We start from the raw sequence: 19,609 nt of genomic DNA on the forward strand, positions 1-19,609 counted from the left end.
TTAGTCCTCTACATATTTTAGTAAATCAAATTTATCATATTTTTTCAAAGCTTTCATTTTATCAAGATTATCTCTTATCCCTTTGAGCCTTGAAAACAATTGTCTTTCATTCATATCAGTAGATTTTTGAGGTTCACTCCCATTTCTCTCTACAAAATTATTAATCTCTTCAAAAGAAGCCACCAATCTATCATCAGCAGTTATAACTGGATTTTTAGCTTTAACCTCAAGTAAACCCAATGGATCACTATCAAAAATATTGTTTAGTACAGTTTCTTTATCCATTAGCTCGTTTTCTCTTCTCTTCTTTTAGATATATGACACACTCAGCCATTCTTCTCTCTTTTGGATCATTAGAGTTTAGGTCAGGTCGTTTACCATGCTTTTTTATAAACTCATTTATCTTCGGCCAAAGAATACTCGCTTCTTCAAAATCCATCTTAATTCTAGTAGCCTCAATAGACTCTTGAATAAGTTTAAGTACACCGGTGGTGACTTGTTTAGATAATATCTCAAAAGCTTGTTGAAATGGGTTTATACTGTTGATAAGGTCTATATTTAAATCATCGAGATTGATAAACTTATCAGCCATTCGTATAAATTTTTTATCGCCATTTTGTTCTATCTTTGCATTTCTCACAACACTGTCTAGCACTACATATTGGCTTAACTCTTTTACTTCTGCTTCATCTAAGTCAGGATATTTCACTTTGATGATTTTAGGTATTAAAACTTCGTTGATAACTTCAGGTTCAATATTTCCGGGCATTGCTTTTAACATCTGTGGGTCTTGTAATATTGAAGCTTTTAAATCATTCAAATCACTCTCAATAATATCATTCACTTTCTTACTATTTGGTTTTTTAAACCCTCTGATTTTCAACTCACCTTTTTTAGGAGGTTCTTTATCATCGTCAAATCGTGGTTTAAATTTAAAACTAGGTGCCAGAACTTGTTCCATTAGTAACGAGGATGTAATAGCCTTTAACATATTATTTACAGAGAGTTTTACTTCATCATTTTTGGCATCAGGTTGGGCTATAAGATTTGTAAACTGTGCTGTTGTTTTGTTCTCACTATCTCTAGTGGCACGACCAATAATCTGTATGATTTCAGTTAGTGAACTTCTATATCCAACAGTTAAAGCATGTTCACAGTACGGCCAGTCAAAACCCTCTTTTGCCATACCAAGAGCGATGATCAAATCCATATCATCTGCACTTTTGATATTTCTAAGATAAGTAATTATTTTTTCTCTCTCTTTTGGTTCATCATTCACCAAATCAGCTACTTTAATAAGCTTTCCATCTTTATGTCTTTTAAGTATAATGACACCATCTTCAGTAACTTCTTTCACTCTATGCATATGACGGAGCATCCGGACACCCAACGCGTTTCAAATCGGACACCAAGAAAGAGAATATTTTCTGTAACGCCATTCTAGCATAAAGTGTCCGAATGATTTTTTAATATTCGTCAGTTTTGATGCTCGATTTGAGTTTTCGCATCGATGGACCACTCAGTTCTATTCTATGGGAGGAGTGAACAATTCTGTCTAAAATTGCATCTGCAATGGTGTTGTTGTTGAGATAGTTATACCACTCACTTACAGGAAGCTGTGAAGTGATAATTGTAGAATTAATCTGTGTTCTGTCCTCTATGATCTCAAAGAGATTCGTTGCATCATCTTCACCCATAGGTATCACACCGAAGTCATCAAGAATCAGCAGTTTAAATCTTGAATACTTTTTAAGCAGATTAGTATAAGTTCCATCCAACCTTGCAATTTTTATCTCCTCAAGTAATGAAGGAGTTCTTACATAGTAGGCTTTGTACCCATCAAATATAGCCTTATTGGCAAACGCTTGAGCGAGATAGCTCTTTCCAGTCCCAGTTTTACCGGTAATGATGATGTTCTGTCTGGCATCGATGAAGTTGAGTGAAGATAATGACCTAATCTGTGCTTTGTTGATCCCTCTTTGTGTGTATAGTCTATAGCATCGAGTGCTGCTTGCTTGTCTTTGATTTTTGAGAGTCTGTGATTCATGATAATGCGTTTATTGCGTAAAAATATATCCTGCGCATCAAGAAGCTGATAGAGTCTTTCGCTAAACCCCATAGAATCGTAGTTGATATCCTCCATCTGTTGCATATATGCCTCTTTAAAGCCCTTATAGCCAAGTTCTGTCAGTTTGTTGACAACGGTAGTGTGATTCATTCTTTTGTCCTTGTTTTTTTTGTTGTTTGATTGTTATTTCTATTTGTACTCATCCGCACCGCGGATATTGGAGTGGTTGTTAAAGAGTGCGTACTGTGATGATGGTTGCACATTATTGGCACTGTCACTCAGATAGAGCTTTTTATCGAGTATCGATCTGATCGACTTTGTGGTTGTGGTGTTATGCTTTGTAGCATACATCAGCGCCAACTCCAGCTCTGTGTTACCATAGAGTTTTGCCAACGATAAGATGGCTACTATTTTATTATACGCCTGTGGTGGATACTCCATCGATGCAAATATATCCTCCACAAACACACTGCTGAATTCACCTATCTTTTTTGCCCAAGAGCGCAGTCTTTGTGGATTCATACTCTCGTTTACATACTGATGTTTACTTGGCATATGTTCATGCAGTGTCGAGCACTCACCGACTCTTCGCAGGCGTGGATGTGTAGCGATGAGCCTGTTCTTGTGGTAGATATAGACACTCTGTGTGGAGTATCGTACCTCTACCTCTTCTTTGATATATTTGTAAGGTACGGAGTAGTTGCATTTCTCAAGGCTTATATGGTAATCCTGATGCACTTTTGCAATCTTGAACTGTTTATAGACATAGCTGTTTGCAGACAGTGGATTGAGATAGGGTGCATCGAGCTCATTAAAGAGCTCTGTTCTACTCTTTTGGAGATGTTTTATAATCTTGTTGTTGTATCTATCGAGCAACTCCGCTATAGCTTCGTTGAGCTCATCGACACTGAAAAACTTATGGTGGCGAAAGCGTGCGAGAATGTAGCGTTGAATCGCTTGGACACCCTGTTCTGCTTTTGGTTTGTCTTTTGGCTTTCTTGGGCGTGCGGGATTTACTATGACGCCATAGTGGCGATTGAGGTCTGCATAGCTCTCATTGACGACGATACCGTTTTTATTATTGGAGATGATGGCACTTTTGAGATTATCGGGAACTGCCACTCTTGGCACTCCACCAAAGAACCCATAACACTTGACATGGGAGTAGATGAAGTCCTCCTGTCTTTGACTTGGGGTAGCGTGAACGAAGGTGTATCCACTTGCACCAAGTACGGCTATGAATATCTGTGCATACTCCACTTCACCGGTTCTTTGATTGTGTATTGGCATAGTAACACCGCTGTAGTCTACAAACATCTTCTCACCCGCAAGATGTGTCTGGCGCATGGAGGGGTTGAGTTTTTTGACGAAGCGGCGGTAGTACACGCGAAACTGGGTGTACTGATACCCATCCGGATTATCCTCTTTATACTCTTCCCACAACAGATAGAGTGTCACTTTGGTTTTTTTACGTAGTTTGAGCTCTTGGTGGATATAGTTGAAGTTTGGCATCGCTTTGCGTGAGACGACGACACTGGCTACATCGGGGAAAAACTGTAGTTTGAGTGCATCATCATCTAAAACATCAATCTGTTCTATTGACAATCCAAGCTCTTTAAACCGTTTGATATAATCTGCAACGGTACTTTTGGCTACTCCTGTAGCGTCATGTATCTTTCTGATTGACAAGCCCATACTATGGTACTTTACAATATCACGAACTGATCTCATGGATATAATCCTCATTTTCAACACCCTTGTAAATAAATTTACAAAGAGTGTATTTGAATTTAGAAAATATCTCTTTCTTAAACGAATCTTTGTTGACGCTTTTTTAGTAAAAGTGTCCGAATCATTTCCGTCATCACTGTCCGATTTAAAACCGTCACAGGTGTCCGAACTAAAACGTTATGGGTGTCCGATTTGGTGCGTTTTTTGCAACTCTACCGATAATATCAAGTATTGTGCCGACCTCTCTATGTTTATCTTTGGTAGATTCCCCTGAGTTTACATTTGGTATATGTAAAATGGTTTTTTTATCGGTATCAAGTATCTCATCTATGGCACTTGTATATTGCCCTTGATAAAAGTGATACCCTATCCCTAATGATTTTAAATACTCATAACCATTTAACTGTTCATAGTAGTTGTAGGTAACTTTTACAAACTTTGCTTCATCCTCAGGTAAAAGTACAGGAACGCTATCGCCTCTAAAATAGGAACCAGTCATCGCCATTATATGAACTGATGATTTTTCTATTAAATTTCTTAAAACTTCCCCAAGTCTATTTTCCCCATCTGCTGAAACATGATGAAACTCATCTATGGCTAGTAGAGTATTGTTAAACTTTGACTCGGTTAGTTGTTCAAATGCAAATCGCAATGTTGCATGAGTACAAATAAGTATCTCTGCATCACCCTCTAAAAACTCTTTGAATGTTGATACTTTACTCGCATTGTCTTCTGTCGTGCATAAGTTATACTTTGGTTTCACATCCCAGTCTTCAAAAAAACCATGCGATTTTAAATCAGTAGGAGCAAATGAGCCACCGATTGATCTTTCGGGAACAGCTACTATAATTTTTTTAAGTCCTTGATTTCTAAGTTTATCAAGTGCTATAAACATCAAGGCTCTTGACTTACCAGATGCAGGAGGGGCTTTTAGTAGTAAATACTGCGCATTTCTCGCTTCATAGGCTTTGGCTTGCATTTCTCTCATACCAAATTCATTGGTCGATTTACTTGCTCCAGTTTGTTCGTAATTTACTTTTACTAAATTTGGCATATTATTCCTTTATTTCCCAGTGTCCTGTTTTTAGACTTCCTACTCTTACAAGTTTGTTCTCTTTTTTTAATTTCGCAATATCTCTTTTAATGGTTTTATCTGTTACCTTTAATATATTTGCAAGTTCTATTATTGTTATATTTTTATTTTTATTGATTAGACTAACTATTTTAGCAACTCTTTTTAATGGGACATTTTTAGGGACATTTTTAGGGACATTACTCTTTTTAGCATTTCCTATTGCTTTTAAAATAACTTCAAGCATAAACTCTACAAATGGTGTACTCTCTCCCAAATTACCTGATTCTTCAAGAACTTCATAATATCGTTCTTGATTATCTCTGATAATACTCTCTGTAGGTATAGCACTAAATATCTTTTTCCAATGATACAAAATAACACTTTGCCAAAGTCGTCCAATGCGACCATTTCCATCATTAAACGGGTGTATAAATTCAAATTCATAGTGAAACACACAAGATTTGATAAGTAGATGTTCATCACTGTTTTTTAGCCATCCAAACAAATCTCTCATCAAGTCAGGCACAACACAAAAAGGTGGTGCAACATGACTAACACCATCTTTACTGCCAACACCGACATTTACACCTCTAAAACTTCCAGCAGTTTTTAAAATACCTTTCATCAATATCTTATGCGCTTTTAGTAAATCATCTAAGTTATCATAGTTGTAATTTTCAAACTCCTTATAAGCATTGATAGCACCCTCTACCTCAAGAACTTCCTCATAAGTTCCCAAAACTCTTTTACCATCTAATATAGCTGTGATTTTATCTTCACCTAAAAAGTTCCCCTCTATCTCCAATGTTCCTGCTAATGTTTTGATACGATTCTTTTTACGAAGCATAGGTGTTATAGTTTTATTAGCTTCAAACTCTATCTTTGTTAATTCTTCACCTATTGAGGTGGAGAGTGTTAGCATTTTTGAGGTTATGGTGTAAGGTGGGGTATATTCTGGCATCTTATTTTCCTTATAGACTTAACAGTGTACCGATTGCAGAAGTAATTGAAGCTACTTCTGCACCACGACTTAAAAGAGTTCCCATAAACTTTTTAAGTGCTGTTTCATCATTTTTGTAAATATCTAATTCTTTTAAAATATTTTCTTTATCTTGTAAATTGGATTCTTTGACGGATTTCACTAAGTCATCAAATTTTTGATTAAACTCTGAGTTTATGATATTATTATTACCTATAACAATATTTCCGTTGTTAGTGTGTCCAACATTTATATGTGTATGATTAGCTACCTCTATTTTTTCAATCTTTGAGTATTGTTTCCCATCGTTACTTTCGATAAAACTTCTACCCTTAAAAGTTAAACCCATAAAAATATACTCTTCACTTAAAGCCCAACGACCTTCATTGAATAAGTTATCTCTTTCTATTTCATCTATAATACTTTTAAACTCGTTATACTCTAAAGAGAAAGCTTGAGGCTTTACGGTTATCCCATTTTTTAATTGGCCAATTTCATAAACTAACTTGTTGTATTTATCATTTGAATTCATTTTTTTCCTTTACATTGGGCTTTTGTATTGACTGCTAAAATATCTGTACTCTGGTGCTTCATGGTGAAGACCTAAATCAAATCTTTCTCCATATGGTTTTAAATTTATATTAGAAGTAATCATATCTTTGTACTTACCAAATTTAGATACTTTAGATAAATCTTCTGTAATATCTCTATATACCATTCCTAAACCTTTTGGTTTCGTTTGTAAAAACTCAGGTAATTCAACTTTTTTATCAAAGACTAGTGGAATAGAAGCCCCAAAAGTGGAATTAAAAATTTTTACCATATTATTAAAATTAATTCCTTGATTTGTTTGAATGCCATAAGTAGATTTTATTTTTTCAAATGTCTTATTCATATGCTTTTTAATATCTTGAGATTTTTTAGAAAATTTAGTTAAATCATGCTCTTCATATACTAAATTATTTAACTCTGCTATTTGCTCTCTCGCATCGATAAATGATTGTCGTCCTCTTATATCATATGCTTTTTCTATAATATGCTTGGAATCTTTGGTCTCATGTATCAACCAAAAACTAAAATATGGTAGAGAAAGTGTTTCTAAACTTGGTTGCATTGATTGCTTAATAATTTTAATAGTTTCAAGAGAATCATCTTTTAATTCATTTAATAAATTTTGAACAAGATTATCATCAAAATTTTGTATTTTATTCATATAGTGAATATTGAAACTTTGTCTTATCGGATGTAAAAATAAATCTGATTGAAAATATTGGGCAACATGAGTATAATAAATTGATTTATAAGCAATCCAATTTAGAGAAGCAATAAATGACCAAAGTTGACCAGTTAGTAACTTATCGTTTGTTTTTCCACCATTGCTCCATTTAGCGTTAGGAACTTTATAGCCTCTTTTTATAGGCTTACCATAAGTATCTAAAAGAGTTGCGCTATAGTCTGCCTTACTATCTCTATCAAAAAAATCTTCTAACATAGCAGAGGCTATACTATTGTATTTCCAATTTTCACTATCATCTTTATAACCTAATAATTTTAGATTTAAATAATATTCACTTGACGATATATTCCAAGTAGTTACAATGTTTAATTTTAAAAGTTCTAATACATTTTTAAAGTCTTCATCTACAAACTCACCACCTCTAATCTCTGGCGTATATGATTTTGCTTCTTTTTGAGCTTCTACTTGTAAGTCATTAAAGTCAAAATTATCAGCAGATAAGAACCTTATAAAATCAAATCTTTTTTTTCTTGATTCTCTAAATTCTTCTTTATAATCATCAATCGTGATAATCTCATCATAAAATAAAATAGACTGAATTAAGTTTTCAGTTGCTAATATATCCCCATCAATAATATTTTTATTATTAATTTCAATTTCACCAAGTAACCGTTGGACAGATGTTAAGGTTGAATTATCTATTAATACATAGCTCATAATTATTTACCCTCAGCTTCAATCATCTCTTCATAAAGTTTAAAAAGATATTCAAGTCTCTCTTCATCACTTTGAAATGGTTTTTTACGGTAACATCTTTCTATCGCTAAATCTAACTGATGATGAGCTTCTTTTAAGTCTGCTGGCATTTTATCAGGGTCATAAAGTTGTGCTAATGTTTTTTCTGAGTGTTGTTCTCTTTCATCTAAGATATTAAATACGAGTTCTGTTATATCTTCTTTTTGTTTTTGATTTATATTTGGGAACGGAAAGGTGTTGTAACATAGAACAGATGAGTATCTAATTCGTGATTCTAATGCACCACCCACAGTCTTTACCCATATATTATGCATATATGAAGTAATTACTCCAAAAATCCATGCTTCTGCATCATAAATTACTCCGGCAGAATTTGTTACAACAGTTGGTTCACTCAAAAATCCAAATGGGATATATCTTCTTTTTTCTGATGATGTAAGAGGAAGTATAATACATGAACTTTCTTTAAATGCCATTTGACGAAACCTATTATAATATTTAGCATAATCTCTAGTCGTTGGTGCTTTACTTGAAAGCCTAAAATTATAAACTGCATTAAGTCTATTTTTTATAAATTCATTTTTTTCCGCTTCCTTCACATCTTTATCTTTAATCCATAAGCACCATCTTTTAATATCTTTAAGAAAATCTCCACCACTCATAAATGGCTTTATAAACTTTGTAGCATTTGGAAATTTATTTAACAATTCATTTTTTTCATTTTCTGTCAAAACAAAATTACCATCGTCTGTAGGCATACTACCTCGAACTAGCTCAGGAAAATTATTTATAGATTTTGGTGTTCTTCCAACAACAATGTCATTGCCTTCAATAAGATAGGGATTAATTCTAGAAACACAATGCTTTATTGTTTCTTTAAATATATATTTATTGTTTGTTGATTTATTTTGAACACCAATTATAACAACGGTAACCCCAGCATTAGACTTTGCATTATTTTTCCATTTAAAGGATTGATATGCAAAAACAATTTCTAAATTATTTTTAAATAGAGTTTTAGGCCATAATAAATAAACTTGTTCCCCCTGTGTTATCGAGTTTGTAGATACAAAGGCATATTTTGCATTTAAATTTTTTATATACAAAGCTCCTTTATAAAACCAACAGGCTATATAATCGAGATTTTTATAGTTTTCAAAGGTACTTTCAAACAAACTTTCCATATCATTTTTTTGTTCCTTATTCTGTAAGCTTGAACCTAAATAAGGAGGATTCCCAAGTACATAAATCTCATCCCCATCCTCTTTAGGACAAACACTCTCCCAATCAATCCTAGTAGCATTACCATGAACTATATTTCCACCATCTTTAAGTGGTAAAGCAGGTGGTACCGTTCCAAACTCTTTTTTAAAAGCAACATTCATCTGATGTTCTGCGAGCCAAAGAGAGAGTATTGCTACTTCATGGGCAAAGTCATCTAACTCTATCCCGTAAAACTGTGTGAGTTTGATACTTGGAGAGATAAGCAGTCCACCCTCTTTAAATATAAGCATTTCAAGTTTTCTAAGTTCTTTATATGCGATAATGAGAAAGTTACCACTACCACAAGCAGGGTCAAATATTTTTAGATTTTGCAGTCTTAGGTGAAGTAGATTTAATTTTTTAGTATTACCCTTTGCTTTTTCAAACTCTTCATAAAGTTCATCTAAAAAGAGTGGTTGCATAACTTTCATAATATTTGGAACCGATGTATAGTGCATACCCATATCGCCACGATGTTCAGGTGTTACCACTGCTTGTATCATACTTCCAAATATATCAGGATTTATCTCTGACCAGTCTAACTCGCCAATCTCTATAAGAATATTTCTTGATTTTGTAGTGAATTTTGGTACAGGGTATTTATCTCTAAACAATCCACCATTTACATAAGAAAATACTTTTAGATACTGAGGGAGTGAACTATCTCTATCTTTTTCATCAGTATTAAACACATCAAAGAGTCTCTCAAGATAACTATCTACATCACTCCCATCTACTTGTGTATGTGAAGCGATAGAATCAGTAAATATATTATCTTCAAAGATATTTGAATCTTCTGCAAAATAACAAAAAAGAAGTCTTGTCAAAAATACATTAAGTGCATGCACCTCCGCATGCGTGCTAGTAGGATTTTCTTTTAAAATCTCATCATAAAGTTTTGCCAACTTATTTGAAGCTTTTACATCTGCTGGATTTTCATCTACATGAGTTGACTTTTCCATCCCTGCTAACGGAAGAAAAAAGTCATAATGCTTCACTACCTCGTTAAAGTCTATATCTAAAGTATTAGTAGTTTTAGTATCGTAAGCAAGAAGTGTTTTATAATCAGTAACAATGATAAATCTAGGCTTTTGCTTCACGTGAGCAAACTCATTTTTAAGAGTATCAATAGTTCCATGCAAATGCTCATGCACCTCTTTAAAAAAAACCTTTTTTCTAAGTAGTACTTCACCCTTCGATTCTAACTGATTTAAATCACTTTTTTGAAGTCGAGTAAGCGTCGCTTTAGGTTCCCCATAAGCCACAAGAAAATCAAATATAAAATCATCTTGGGTAAAATTTTTCAGTAGGTTAGTTATGTTGGTTTCGATTTGTGTTATTATCATTTATGATTTCCATGCATGCTTGTGTTAGTATTAAAAAATATTTTTCTCTATTTTAGCGAAATTTGATGACATTTGAGTCTATTAACAGATTGTTTACGATTAGAATCTAAAATTTTTTCGTGAGTATCACAAAGATACCAGGTTGTGTGGAGCCGGGTAAATGGAAGTTGCATTTATTGGTTGAATGGGCGATTTAATAGGAAAAGTGGACACCTGGTAGAAGCTTAAATAATTAAAAGTGTATAAATTGTCGTATTTTAGGGAGTTGTAAAGAATAGTTGAATGGTGCGGATGAAAGGACTTGAACCTTCACACCTTGCGGCACCAGATCCTAAGTCTGGCGTGTCTACCAATTTCACCACATCCGCGTGGATAAGTTTTTAACGTCACTTCTGACAAAATAATATAAAAAATTTAGTGGTACCCCCTACACGATTCGAACGTGTGGCCTACGCCTTAGAAGGGCGTTGCTCTATCCAGCTGAGCTAAGGAGGCTAAAATGGTACGCCCGATAGGATTCGAACCTATAACCCTCGGAGCCGAAATCCGAAACTCTATCCAGTTGAGCCACGGACGCTACTACATTTGTTATATTATTTAATTTTTTATATTTTTTCATGGGGTGGGATACGGGATTCGAACCCGCGACCCCCGGCACCACAAACCAGTGCTCTAACCAGCTGAGCTAATCCCACCATATTGTTATAGAAAATATAAAGTAAAAATTTAAAGTGGTCGGGGTGAAAGGACTCGAACCTTCGGCCCCCTGGTCCCAAACCAGGTACTCTAACCATACTGAGCTACACCCCGACCTGTACACATTAAACAGACAGTTATGCTGATTAATGAGGCGAAATTATAGTTAATTTGATTCAAAATGTCAATAGTATTTGGAAATTCTTTTTAAAAAACTCATTTTTTCAGTATAATTAGACTACTTCAATACAGAAAGTTACGCATGAAAATAGCTAGATTTAGTCGGATTGGTTTTATAATGGCAGCAGCAGGCAGTGCTGTAGGACTTGGAAATATTTGGAAATTTCCCTATATTACAGGAGAGTACGGAGGTGGAGCCTTTGTTCTGGTCTATCTTGTTACCGTATTGCTTATCGGTTTTTCCATTATGACAGCGGAAATGCTCATCGGGTATCTTGGCAGGCGTGATACAGTGACCTCTTTTGAAGAGTTGGCACCAAAACATAAAAATTTATGGAAATTTGCCGGTTTTCAGGGGCTGGCAGGTCTTTTTATCATGATATTTTATTCTGTAGTCATCGGATGGATATTCAATTATATAGTCACCTCACTGACCTATCTTCCCTCGACAGTTGCTGAAGCAGAAACAACCTTTACCAAGATGCTTCATGCGGATTTTTGGACACAGTTTTTCTACCATACGCTTTCCTTTGTTATGATTACCTATGTTCTGCACAAGGGTTTAAAAGGCGGTATAGAAAAACTCAATATGTTTTTGATGCCGGCACTGATGATTATCTTGGCTTCAATGTTTGCGTATGCAGTGACACTGGACGGTTTTTCAAAAGCGGTAACCTTTATGTTCTCTCCTGACTGGTCTAAAATAACCTCTGAAGCCTTTGTTGTGGCTGTTGGACATGCGTTTTTTACACTGAGCCTCGGCATGGGTGCCATTATGACCTATGCGGCCTCTCTTGAAAAAAATGCCAACATCGTCAAGAGTGCTTTTTGGGTTGTTTTTTTGGATACGACGATAGCTATTGTTGCAGGGTTGATGCTTTTTACATTTTTGTACCAGTACGGTTCGGGTCCGGCAAAAGGTCCGGGGCTTGTCTTTATCTCTCTGCCTGCCGCATTTTATGAGATGGGCATCATCGGAAATGTATTTGCAGTTTTGTTTTTTATTGCTTTGGCATTTGCAGGACTGACATCTTCTGTTTCTCTTGTTGAACCTATGGTACAGTACTTTATAGACCGATTTGGCTGGAACCGTCTCAAATCGACTCTTTCTGTGGGGACATTTTTCTGGTTTTTCGGTATTTTTGCCATCCTCTCAAATATAGACGCCACAAAGGAGTACCTGACATGGGGCAGTAAAAACTTTTTTGACTGGGTTGATTATGTGACTGCTGCGATTATGTTGCCTCTTGGAGGGCTCTTGATGGCGGTTTTTGTCGGCTATGTCATGCCACGTTCAGAAGTGGAAGCAACAATGAAACCCCAGTTAAAATGGGCCTTTGGGCCATGGTACTTCTCTCTTCGTTATATCACGCCTGTCGCCATGTTTGTGGTGATGCTTTCGCTTATGGGGATTATATGATAGATAAAATCAAAGATGAGTGTATAAAAATTTTAGAAAACGAAGGGATTAACCCAGTCTCTGTTATAGATTTTGATGTAAACGGCAAAGTACACTCTTTGAGTTTTGCATATATCACAGAGACATATATGCAGGCGTCAGAAGAGTCCAGACTTGTATTTTTAAGTGCTTTGAAAAAAGCGGTAGCAGCCCAGGAGATGGGGGTTGAAAAGTTCTTTGAGGGAATGGGAAAACTTCTTTTGATGACACATCTTTCTGAAAAATTTGATATCAAATAAGGAGGTTTTTATGGTAAAAAATATTATTATCGCGGTTGTTTTGCTTTTGGCAGTAGGCGGACTGGTGTATAAAGCAGCCAATCCGTCAGATTACAAACACCCGCTTCACCGCTAAAAGCAAAGCAAAAGGACTTTGTTCTTTTACGGGACTAAAACTGTATCATTCCGTCTACCGGAGATGATGCGGTTGCATAAGGGCGTTTTGGGATTCTGCCTGCAAGGTAGCTCATTCTTCCCGCCTGTACAGCATGCTTCATGGCCTCAGCCATCAGTATAGGGTTTTGTGCCTGTGCTATGGCTGTATTTGTTAAAACACCATCAGCACCAAGCTCCATCGCATAGGCGGCATCACTGGCACAACCGATACCCGCATCCACAATTACCGGTACTTTTATCGCATCGCGGATAAATACAATATTGTATGGGTTTTGAATACCCAATCCGCTTCCGATAGGAGCAGCAAGAGGCATAACCGCATCTGCTCCGGCATCCTCAAGACGTTTTGCCATAATCGGGTCATCTGAAGTATAGGCCATGATCGTAAAACCCTCTTTTGCCAAAACCTCACATGCTTTTATGGTTTCAAGCACATCCGGGTAGAGTGTTTTTTGCGTATCACCGATGACTTCAAGTTTGATCAAATCAATACCTGTAGCCTCACGCGTCAAACGAAAGGTTGTAATCGCTTCTTCGGCAGTCACACATCCCGCAGAATTTGGCAAAAATTTTACATTTGTACCTGCAAAGGTATCACGCAGATTCTCTTTGTCCGGGTCTGTAATGTTCAGGCGTCTCACAGCAACGGTTATGAGTTCGCTCCCGCTTGCAAGGGTTGCCTCTTTTGTCATCTCAAAAGAGTCATATTTTCCGCTTCCAACGATGAGTCTTGAGCCAAGTTCATATTTTCCTATTTTTAATCTGTTATCCATTTTTTATCTATCCTTTTTATCTATTTATTTTAAAAGCCCATCAGAAGAAAACTAAATTTTTTTCTGTAATTTTGCTTTTAGTCTTTAAAGACTAAGGCCTGGGTTAAAACCTAGGTTCTAAGAGAAATTGTACGATTTATAGCATAAGCAATCTTATAAATTCCCAATCCCCTCTATCAAATCTTCCGGCGTAAGAGAAAAATCAGCCCCGGAGTAATTGAGTGCCAGTTTTGTGTGTGCAAGCGATCCGTGTATTGCAGCATCGAGTGGGCTTCTTCCCTGTGCCAGCAAAGAGCCTATGAGTCCGCTTAGCACATCGCCGCTTCCTGCTTTGGCAAGTTTGGCACTGCCGTGGGGGTTTATGAAAAACGCCTCTCCTGCACCGATAATAACATTTGCTCCTTTTAAGAGAAGGGTTGCATCCGGGTAGGCTTTGCAAAAAAGCTCCACATAAAAAAATCGTTTTTTTTGCAGTTCACCCACAGTGATGTCGGCAAGCTGTGTAAGTTTTAAAAGTGATACAAACTCTTTTGGATGGGGTGTGAGCACAATATTTTTTCGTGCCAAAATCTCCAAAACAAGCGGCATCGCAAACAGATCCGCATCCACCAAAAGAGGAAGGTCGTTTTTTAGCAGCTCTTTAAGCTCAGCATCACTGAACTCTGTTCCAAGCCCCATACCGCAGGCAATGGCAGTTGTATTTGCCGGCAGAGCATGGGCATACATTAAAGAATGCGGAATATGTAACATCTGATGATTTTCATACCCGACAAGGGTAACAAGTCCTGCACCAAAGTTAAGAGCCCCAAGGGCACTCATGATGGAAGCTCCCGGCTTTTCACCGCAAAGCAGGCTTAAGTGGCCAAAACTGCCTTTATGGGTATTTTTTTCTTCTCTTGTGGGAAGCTTTAAATCATCTAAATCAAGAAGCTGCCAGTTTGTCTGTGTTTCATAGAGTTGTCTTGCAACTCCCAGATTTAGAACTTCAATCTTTCCTGTTTGCTCTTTTGCCTCGTCCAAAAAGAGTGCTTTTTTCAAAGCTCCCATACTCAGCGTCACATCTGCACAAAAGGTGGTTTCAGCACAGGCTCCGCTTTTTGTGAGTCCGCTTGGTACATCACAGGCAATTTTAAAAGCCTGGCTTGTGTTCATTACATGTAAGAGGTTTGCAATTTCTGCAGAAAATTCTCCACTAAAGCCTGTGCCGACAATGGCATCAACAAGGATGTCACACTTCTGAAACTCTTTTATCTGCTTTACATGTAAAGCCCTGGCTCTTTTTTCCTGCAGCAAAGCCATGGGAGATTTTGGTTCTTTGGCATACAAAAGGCAGACATTATACTCACTGTGCAGAAGCCGTGCCAAAGCGATTCCGTCGGCTCCGTTGTTACCGCTTCCTGCGACTATGATGATTTTCTGTTCGTTTGAGAAGTTGGCTCTTATATAGGAGGCCATGCCGTTTGCGGCATGTTCCATTAAAATATCTTCGCTTAAAAAGAACTCTCTGTAGCATCTTTGATCAAGCGAGGCAACCTCTTCAAATATCTTTTGCATAATCAGATTTCAGGAACATATTCGTCTATTTTTACCATACTGCTTTTTATATCGTTAAAGAGCAGTGTAGGGTAGGCAGTTCTGTACTGGTAGTAAAAGTGATTCTTTTTCAGTGTTTTTAAAATGGCCGTATTGAAATAGTTGGCATTGGAACATTTTCCTACATAGAGAAATGAAAACAGCAGTTTGAGATGCGGGTTCTCAAATGTTTGATGCGGCTGTGCCAAAAATGTAAAGCCCTGTTTTTGAAGATTTGTGAAGCTGAGCATGTAGAGTAAAAAATCTTCAAATTTTGTATAAAAACCATTAAGGTTTTCAATGTCATGGAAAAAATAGTAATAATTGTCCAAAAGTTCCTGCTGGGAAATTACTTTTGAAAGTTTGCTTTTTTTCTCTCTTTTTGTGGCAAAAAAGCTAGGGTTGACAGCCATATAGATATGCTTTTTTTCAGCTACAAGTGCAGCAAAAGCCTCATCAAACTCTTCGCTCTCTTCAAAACGAATATAGTTAAAGTGCTCATCTTTGTATCTGAGCTCGACATCATCCTCATGGGAGTCTGCAAAGTCCATATAGAGCGTGGGTACATTGTTGTCAATGACAAAATTTCTTATTTTGCAGGCCAGGTTTGTCTTGCCCGCACCCTCTTCACCCAAAATCAAAGTATTGTGTGTGAGCATTCTCTCTTCTAATCTTAAAGCATCAATAGTATCCAAATATCTACCAATAACATTTCTCATAGCATGTCCTTAAAAATCATATTTTTAGTATTATATCTTCTTGATGATAAAAAAGGTATAATTAGACCATGAATTATAAAACAATTGCACAAGAAACATTAAATATCGAAGCAAATACCCTGCTCAATGCAGCAAAAAACATTGATGATGCCTTTAACAAAGCTGTAGAAATCATACTTACATGTAAAGGCAAACTTGTTGTGAGCGGGGTCGGTAAAAGTGGACTGATTGGAGCAAAAATGGCGGCTACCTTTGCCTCGACGGGAACACCGAGCTTTTTTTTACATCCTACAGAAGCGCTCCACGGTGACCTTGGAATGATAGGCGAAAATGATGTTGTTGTTGCTATCAGTTATTCGGGAGAGAGCGAAGAGTTGAGTTCGATTTTACCGCATATCAAGCGTTTTGGCATACCGCTTATCGGCATGACAAAAGACAAAAACTCAACACTTGGACACTACAGTGATGTGGTGATTAGGGTTGTGGTTGAAAAAGAGGCCTGCCCGCTCAACATAGCACCGACAAGTTCGACAACACTCACCCTCGCACTCGGCGATGCCCTGGCGGTGGCTTTGATGAAAGCAAGAAACTTTAAAAAGAGTGACTTTGCTTCTTTTCATCCCGGTGGTGCTTTGGGGAAAAAACTCTTTGTCAAGGTGAAAAACCTGATGCGAAGTGAGAATCTTCCTGTTGTCCCAAAAGATGCAAAAATGAAAGATGCCATTTTGAAAATCAGCGAAGGCAGACTCGGAACGGTGCTTATAACAGATGAGAGGGGAGAGCTTGTGGCACTGATGAGTGACGGCGATGTCCGTCGGGCTCTTTTGAGGGATGATTTTTCCCTTGAAGATGATGTGCTCAAATATGCCACACCTGATCCTATGAGCATAGATGATGAAGAGATGCTTGCGAGTGATGCACTTGTTTTAATAGAAGAGAGAAAAATCCAGCTTCTGGTTGTCACAGATAAGGGTAAAAAGATAAAAGGCGTACTTCATATTCATACGCTCATAGAAAAAGGAATTTCATAATAATGAGACTAAACAAATACATTGCACACTATTCAACCTACTCAAGAAGAGAGGCTGACAAGGCTGTTCAAGACGGTTATGTCCGTGTAAACGGAGAGATAGAGACAAATCCTGCAACACAGATTCAAGAGGGTGTAGACATTGTCTACATCAGCGGAAAACAGGTTTCTCCTCAGGAAAAGTACACGGTGATTGTGTATAACAAACCAAAAGGAGAACTTGTCACAAAGAATGACCCAAAAGGGAGAAGAACGATCTACGACTCTTTAAGCAAAGAGTTTAAGCATTTTATTCCTGTCGGACGGCTTGACTTTGCCAGTGAGGGGCTGCTTCTTCTGACAGATGCCTCCCATGTGGCGACGGCGCTGATGGAGTCGGATCTGGAGAGAATTTACAAGATTAAAATCAAAGGGATGGTGACTCCGGATATGGAAGATGCCATGCTCAACGGTATCTATCTGGATGATGCAAGTGCCGGAGCGCATTCGCATTCCAAAATCACATCTATGGACATCAAGCCTTTTATAGGCTATAAAATCCAAAAAAACCAGCCCAACTACTCCATCCTCAAAGTAGCGCTCAAAGAGGGGAAAAACCGTGAACTTCGCCGTTTTTTTGCGCACTTTGGCGCAGAGGTGGCTGATTTGAAGCGTGTGAGTTTTGCTGAAATCGAACTCAACAATCTCCCTACCGGTAAGACAAGATATTTGACACGCAGTGAATATTCTGCTCTTTACAAATTTTTAAAAGAAGAGAAAAAGAGAGCCAGAGAGAAAAAGAGAAAAGAAGAAAAAGAGTAGGCAATGGACTTTACACATCTGCTGCGGCCTGCAAATTTTGATGAGATGACAGGGCAGGAGCATTTAACCGCAAAAGATGCGCCTTTGCGTGTTTTGTGTGAAAAAGAAGCCCTTGGACACAGTTTTTTTTATGGACCTGCAGGTGTTGGAAAGACATCACTTGCCAGAGTCATAGCAAAAACTATGCAACTCCCTTTTTATGAGTTTAATGCCACTTCACTTAAAGTTGAACAGCTTCGAAAAATATTTGAACAGTATAAAAATGCTCTGCAAAAACCGCTCATATTTATAGATGAAGTGCACAGGCTTTCAAAAAACCAGCAGGAGGTTTTGCTGCCTGTGATGGAAAACAATTCCGTTCTTATCACAGGTGCCTCGACAGAAAATCCTTTTTATTCGCTTACTTCTGCGATCCGTTCACGCTCTATGCTTTTTGAGCTCAAAAGTATATCCCATGCCGGTTTGGAAAAACTGTTGCTGAGAGCATTGGACAAAACAAATATTCTCCTTGAGGAGGATGCAAAAGCCTATCTGACAGCATCAAGCGGCGGAGATGCAAGAGCGATGCTGAAGCTTTTGGAGTTTGCCACAAACATAAATGAAACAGTGTCTCTGGAGTTGTTGCAGTCACTCCGCCCAAATGCCCTTCAGGCCGGAAGCAGTGAAGACGGTGTGCATTATGACCTGGCGTCAGCGCTCATCAAGTCCATTCGGGGGAGTGATGCGGATGCGGCGATTTACTATCTGGCGCGTTTGATTGCAGGCGGAGAGAGTGCTGATTTTATCGCCAGACGCCTTGTGATTTTGGCAAGTGAAGATGTAGGCAATGCCAATCCGCAGGCTCTGACTCTGGCGACCTCCTGTCTGACAAGTGTCAGCAAAATAGGCTATCCCGAGGCAAGAATTATCCTGGCACAGGCGGTTATTTATCTGTGTGCCTCTCCAAAATCCAATTCCGCATATTTGGCAATAAATAAAGCCTTAAAGAGTGTGAAAGAGGGGAACATCACAGAAATTCCGAAAAATATCACAAACAGCAATGAAAACTATCTGTATCCCCACGATTTTGGTGGATATGTCGAACAAAACTACCTTGCCAAACCGATGCATTTTGTGGAGTTAAAAGAGATAGGCTATGAAAAAAAGATGAAAGAGTGGATAAATATTATAAAAGACTCATCAAAATAATGATATACTTGAAAAAATACTTTTCAACAAGGAAGATTATATGACTATTTCAGTGTCTGCAAACAGTGTAACTATAAACGGAAATATCAAATCGATACAGGACTATCAACAGATTAAAGAGACGATTGATGCGCTCAGAACAACACACAAACATATTGTTCTCATAATCAAAGATTCAATATCCATTACCTCCTCTGTGATCGGGTATTTAAACAAACTTGTTTTAAAGGACAATATTGACTTACATGTAGAAGTAGGTGATGAACAGCTTATGGAACTTTTTGAAGATCTGAACCTTGTCTCTTTATTTCACGTAAAAAAGGTATAAAAAATGACTATAA

The 19,609-nt window shown here is 37.3% G+C and carries 18 protein-coding genes and 5 tRNA genes; 6 read left to right on the forward strand and 17 right to left on the reverse strand.

The annotated features are described in order from the left end of the window. The 14 genes from LCX93_RS00885 to LCX93_RS00950 all read right to left on the reverse strand — a co-directional run bounded on the left by LCX93_RS00885 (window position 1) and on the right by LCX93_RS00950 (window position 11,265). A complete protein-coding gene (locus LCX93_RS00885; RefSeq protein ID WP_226067262.1) occupies window positions 1–285 on the reverse strand; it encodes a hypothetical protein in 285 nt (94 codons plus the stop codon). Beyond that, window positions 278–1,366, reverse strand: a complete 1,089-nt coding sequence (locus tag LCX93_RS00890) for a DEAD/DEAH box helicase (protein ID WP_226067264.1) — start codon at window positions 1,364–1,366, stop codon at window positions 278–280. The genes LCX93_RS00885 and LCX93_RS00890 overlap by 8 nt, the downstream gene beginning before the upstream one ends. Window positions 1,367–1,466: 100 nt before the next feature. After that, window positions 1,467–1,973 carry an ATP-binding protein gene (locus LCX93_RS00895; protein WP_349636707.1) on the reverse strand — a complete coding sequence of 169 codons (507 nt, stop codon included), beginning with the start codon at window positions 1,971–1,973 and terminating at the stop codon, window positions 1,467–1,469. Window positions 1,974–2,257: 284 nt separating this feature from the next. Continuing rightward, window positions 2,258–3,799, reverse strand: a complete 1,542-nt coding sequence (gene istA, locus LCX93_RS00900; protein ID WP_226066118.1) for an IS21 family transposase — start codon at window positions 3,797–3,799, stop codon at window positions 2,258–2,260. 169 nt (window positions 3,800–3,968) lie between these two features. After that, the gene (locus tag LCX93_RS00905) at window positions 3,969–4,853 is read right to left on the reverse strand and encodes a DEAD/DEAH box helicase (protein ID WP_226067266.1); all 885 of its coding nucleotides are present in this window, start codon (window positions 4,851–4,853) and stop codon (window positions 3,969–3,971) included. A gap of 1 nt (window position 4,854) precedes the next feature. Next, entirely contained in the window at window positions 4,855–5,835 is a 981-nt protein-coding gene (locus LCX93_RS00910; RefSeq protein ID WP_226067268.1) for a Fic family protein, read from the reverse strand. Between the two features lie 10 nt (window positions 5,836–5,845). Next, window positions 5,846–6,385: a hypothetical protein gene (locus LCX93_RS00915; protein WP_226067278.1), complete on the reverse strand. Its 540-nt coding sequence runs from the start codon at window positions 6,383–6,385 to the stop codon at window positions 5,846–5,848. A gap of 9 nt (window positions 6,386–6,394) precedes the next feature. Beyond that, entirely contained in the window at window positions 6,395–7,807 is a 1,413-nt protein-coding gene (locus LCX93_RS00920; protein ID WP_226067280.1) for a hypothetical protein, read from the reverse strand. Window positions 7,808–7,809: 2 nt separating this feature from the next. Beyond that, window positions 7,810–10,455 (reverse strand): DNA methyltransferase, encoded by a 2,646-nt coding sequence (locus LCX93_RS00925; RefSeq protein ID WP_226067282.1) that lies wholly within the window; start codon window positions 10,453–10,455, stop codon window positions 7,810–7,812. A gap of 283 nt (window positions 10,456–10,738) precedes the next feature. Then, window positions 10,739–10,823 (reverse strand) — tRNA-Leu (locus tag LCX93_RS00930). 50 nt (window positions 10,824–10,873) lie between these two features. Beyond that, window positions 10,874–10,950, reverse strand: a tRNA-Arg gene (locus LCX93_RS00935). A gap of 5 nt (window positions 10,951–10,955) precedes the next feature. Continuing rightward, window positions 10,956–11,032, reverse strand: a tRNA-Arg gene (locus LCX93_RS00940). A gap of 41 nt (window positions 11,033–11,073) precedes the next feature. Continuing rightward, window positions 11,074–11,150: transfer RNA gene (locus tag LCX93_RS00945), tRNA-His, on the reverse strand. Window positions 11,151–11,187: 37 nt separating this feature from the next. After that, window positions 11,188–11,265, reverse strand: a tRNA-Pro gene (locus tag LCX93_RS00950). Window positions 11,266–11,413: 148 nt separating this feature from the next. Here LCX93_RS00950 and LCX93_RS00955 point away from each other — a divergent pair. Together LCX93_RS00955 and LCX93_RS00960 are read left to right on the forward strand one after the other, a co-directional pair. Continuing rightward, entirely contained in the window at window positions 11,414–12,751 is a 1,338-nt protein-coding gene (locus LCX93_RS00955) for a sodium-dependent transporter (protein ID WP_226067284.1), read from the forward strand. Continuing rightward, a complete protein-coding gene (locus LCX93_RS00960; protein WP_226067286.1) occupies window positions 12,748–13,029 on the forward strand; it encodes a hypothetical protein in 282 nt (93 codons plus the stop codon). The genes LCX93_RS00955 and LCX93_RS00960 overlap by 4 nt, the downstream gene beginning before the upstream one ends. 149 nt (window positions 13,030–13,178) lie before the next feature. Here the strand turns inward: LCX93_RS00960 and LCX93_RS00965 are convergent, their stop codons facing one another. The 3 genes from LCX93_RS00965 to LCX93_RS00975 all read right to left on the reverse strand — a co-directional run bounded on the left by LCX93_RS00965 (window position 13,179) and on the right by LCX93_RS00975 (window position 16,249). Beyond that, window positions 13,179–13,958, reverse strand: coding sequence for a thiazole synthase (locus tag LCX93_RS00965; RefSeq protein ID WP_226067288.1), 780 nt, complete (start codon window positions 13,956–13,958; stop codon window positions 13,179–13,181). 153 nt (window positions 13,959–14,111) lie between these two features. Beyond that, window positions 14,112–15,512 carry an NAD(P)H-hydrate dehydratase gene (locus LCX93_RS00970; RefSeq protein WP_226067296.1) on the reverse strand — a complete coding sequence of 467 codons (1,401 nt, stop codon included), beginning with the start codon at window positions 15,510–15,512 and terminating at the stop codon, window positions 14,112–14,114. A gap of 2 nt (window positions 15,513–15,514) precedes the next feature. Next, window positions 15,515–16,249 carry a P-loop NTPase family protein gene (locus LCX93_RS00975; RefSeq protein WP_226067304.1) on the reverse strand — a complete coding sequence of 245 codons (735 nt, stop codon included), beginning with the start codon at window positions 16,247–16,249 and terminating at the stop codon, window positions 15,515–15,517. 68 nt (window positions 16,250–16,317) lie between these two features. Here LCX93_RS00975 and LCX93_RS00980 point away from each other — a divergent pair, with 68 nt between their 5' ends. Genes LCX93_RS00980 through LCX93_RS00995 form a run of 4 tightly spaced genes read left to right on the forward strand, consistent with a single transcriptional unit; the run spans window position 16,318 to window position 19,596 of the window. Next, window positions 16,318–17,280 (forward strand): KpsF/GutQ family sugar-phosphate isomerase, encoded by a 963-nt coding sequence (locus LCX93_RS00980; RefSeq protein ID WP_226067305.1) that lies wholly within the window; start codon window positions 16,318–16,320, stop codon window positions 17,278–17,280. Window positions 17,281–17,282: 2 nt separating this feature from the next. Next, window positions 17,283–18,080: a pseudouridine synthase gene (locus LCX93_RS00985; RefSeq protein ID WP_226067307.1), complete on the forward strand. Its 798-nt coding sequence runs from the start codon at window positions 17,283–17,285 to the stop codon at window positions 18,078–18,080. A gap of 3 nt (window positions 18,081–18,083) precedes the next feature. Next, window positions 18,084–19,268, forward strand: coding sequence for a replication-associated recombination protein A (locus LCX93_RS00990; RefSeq protein WP_226067309.1), 1,185 nt, complete (start codon window positions 18,084–18,086; stop codon window positions 19,266–19,268). A gap of 40 nt (window positions 19,269–19,308) precedes the next feature. Further along, a complete protein-coding gene (locus tag LCX93_RS00995; RefSeq protein WP_193150981.1) occupies window positions 19,309–19,596 on the forward strand; it encodes a hypothetical protein in 288 nt (95 codons plus the stop codon). Window positions 19,597–19,609: the final 13 nt, after the last annotated feature.

The organism is Sulfurimonas sp. SWIR-19 (genome assembly GCF_020410885.1).
Classification (GTDB): domain Bacteria; phylum Campylobacterota; class Campylobacteria; order Campylobacterales; family Sulfurimonadaceae; genus Sulfurimonas; species Sulfurimonas sediminis.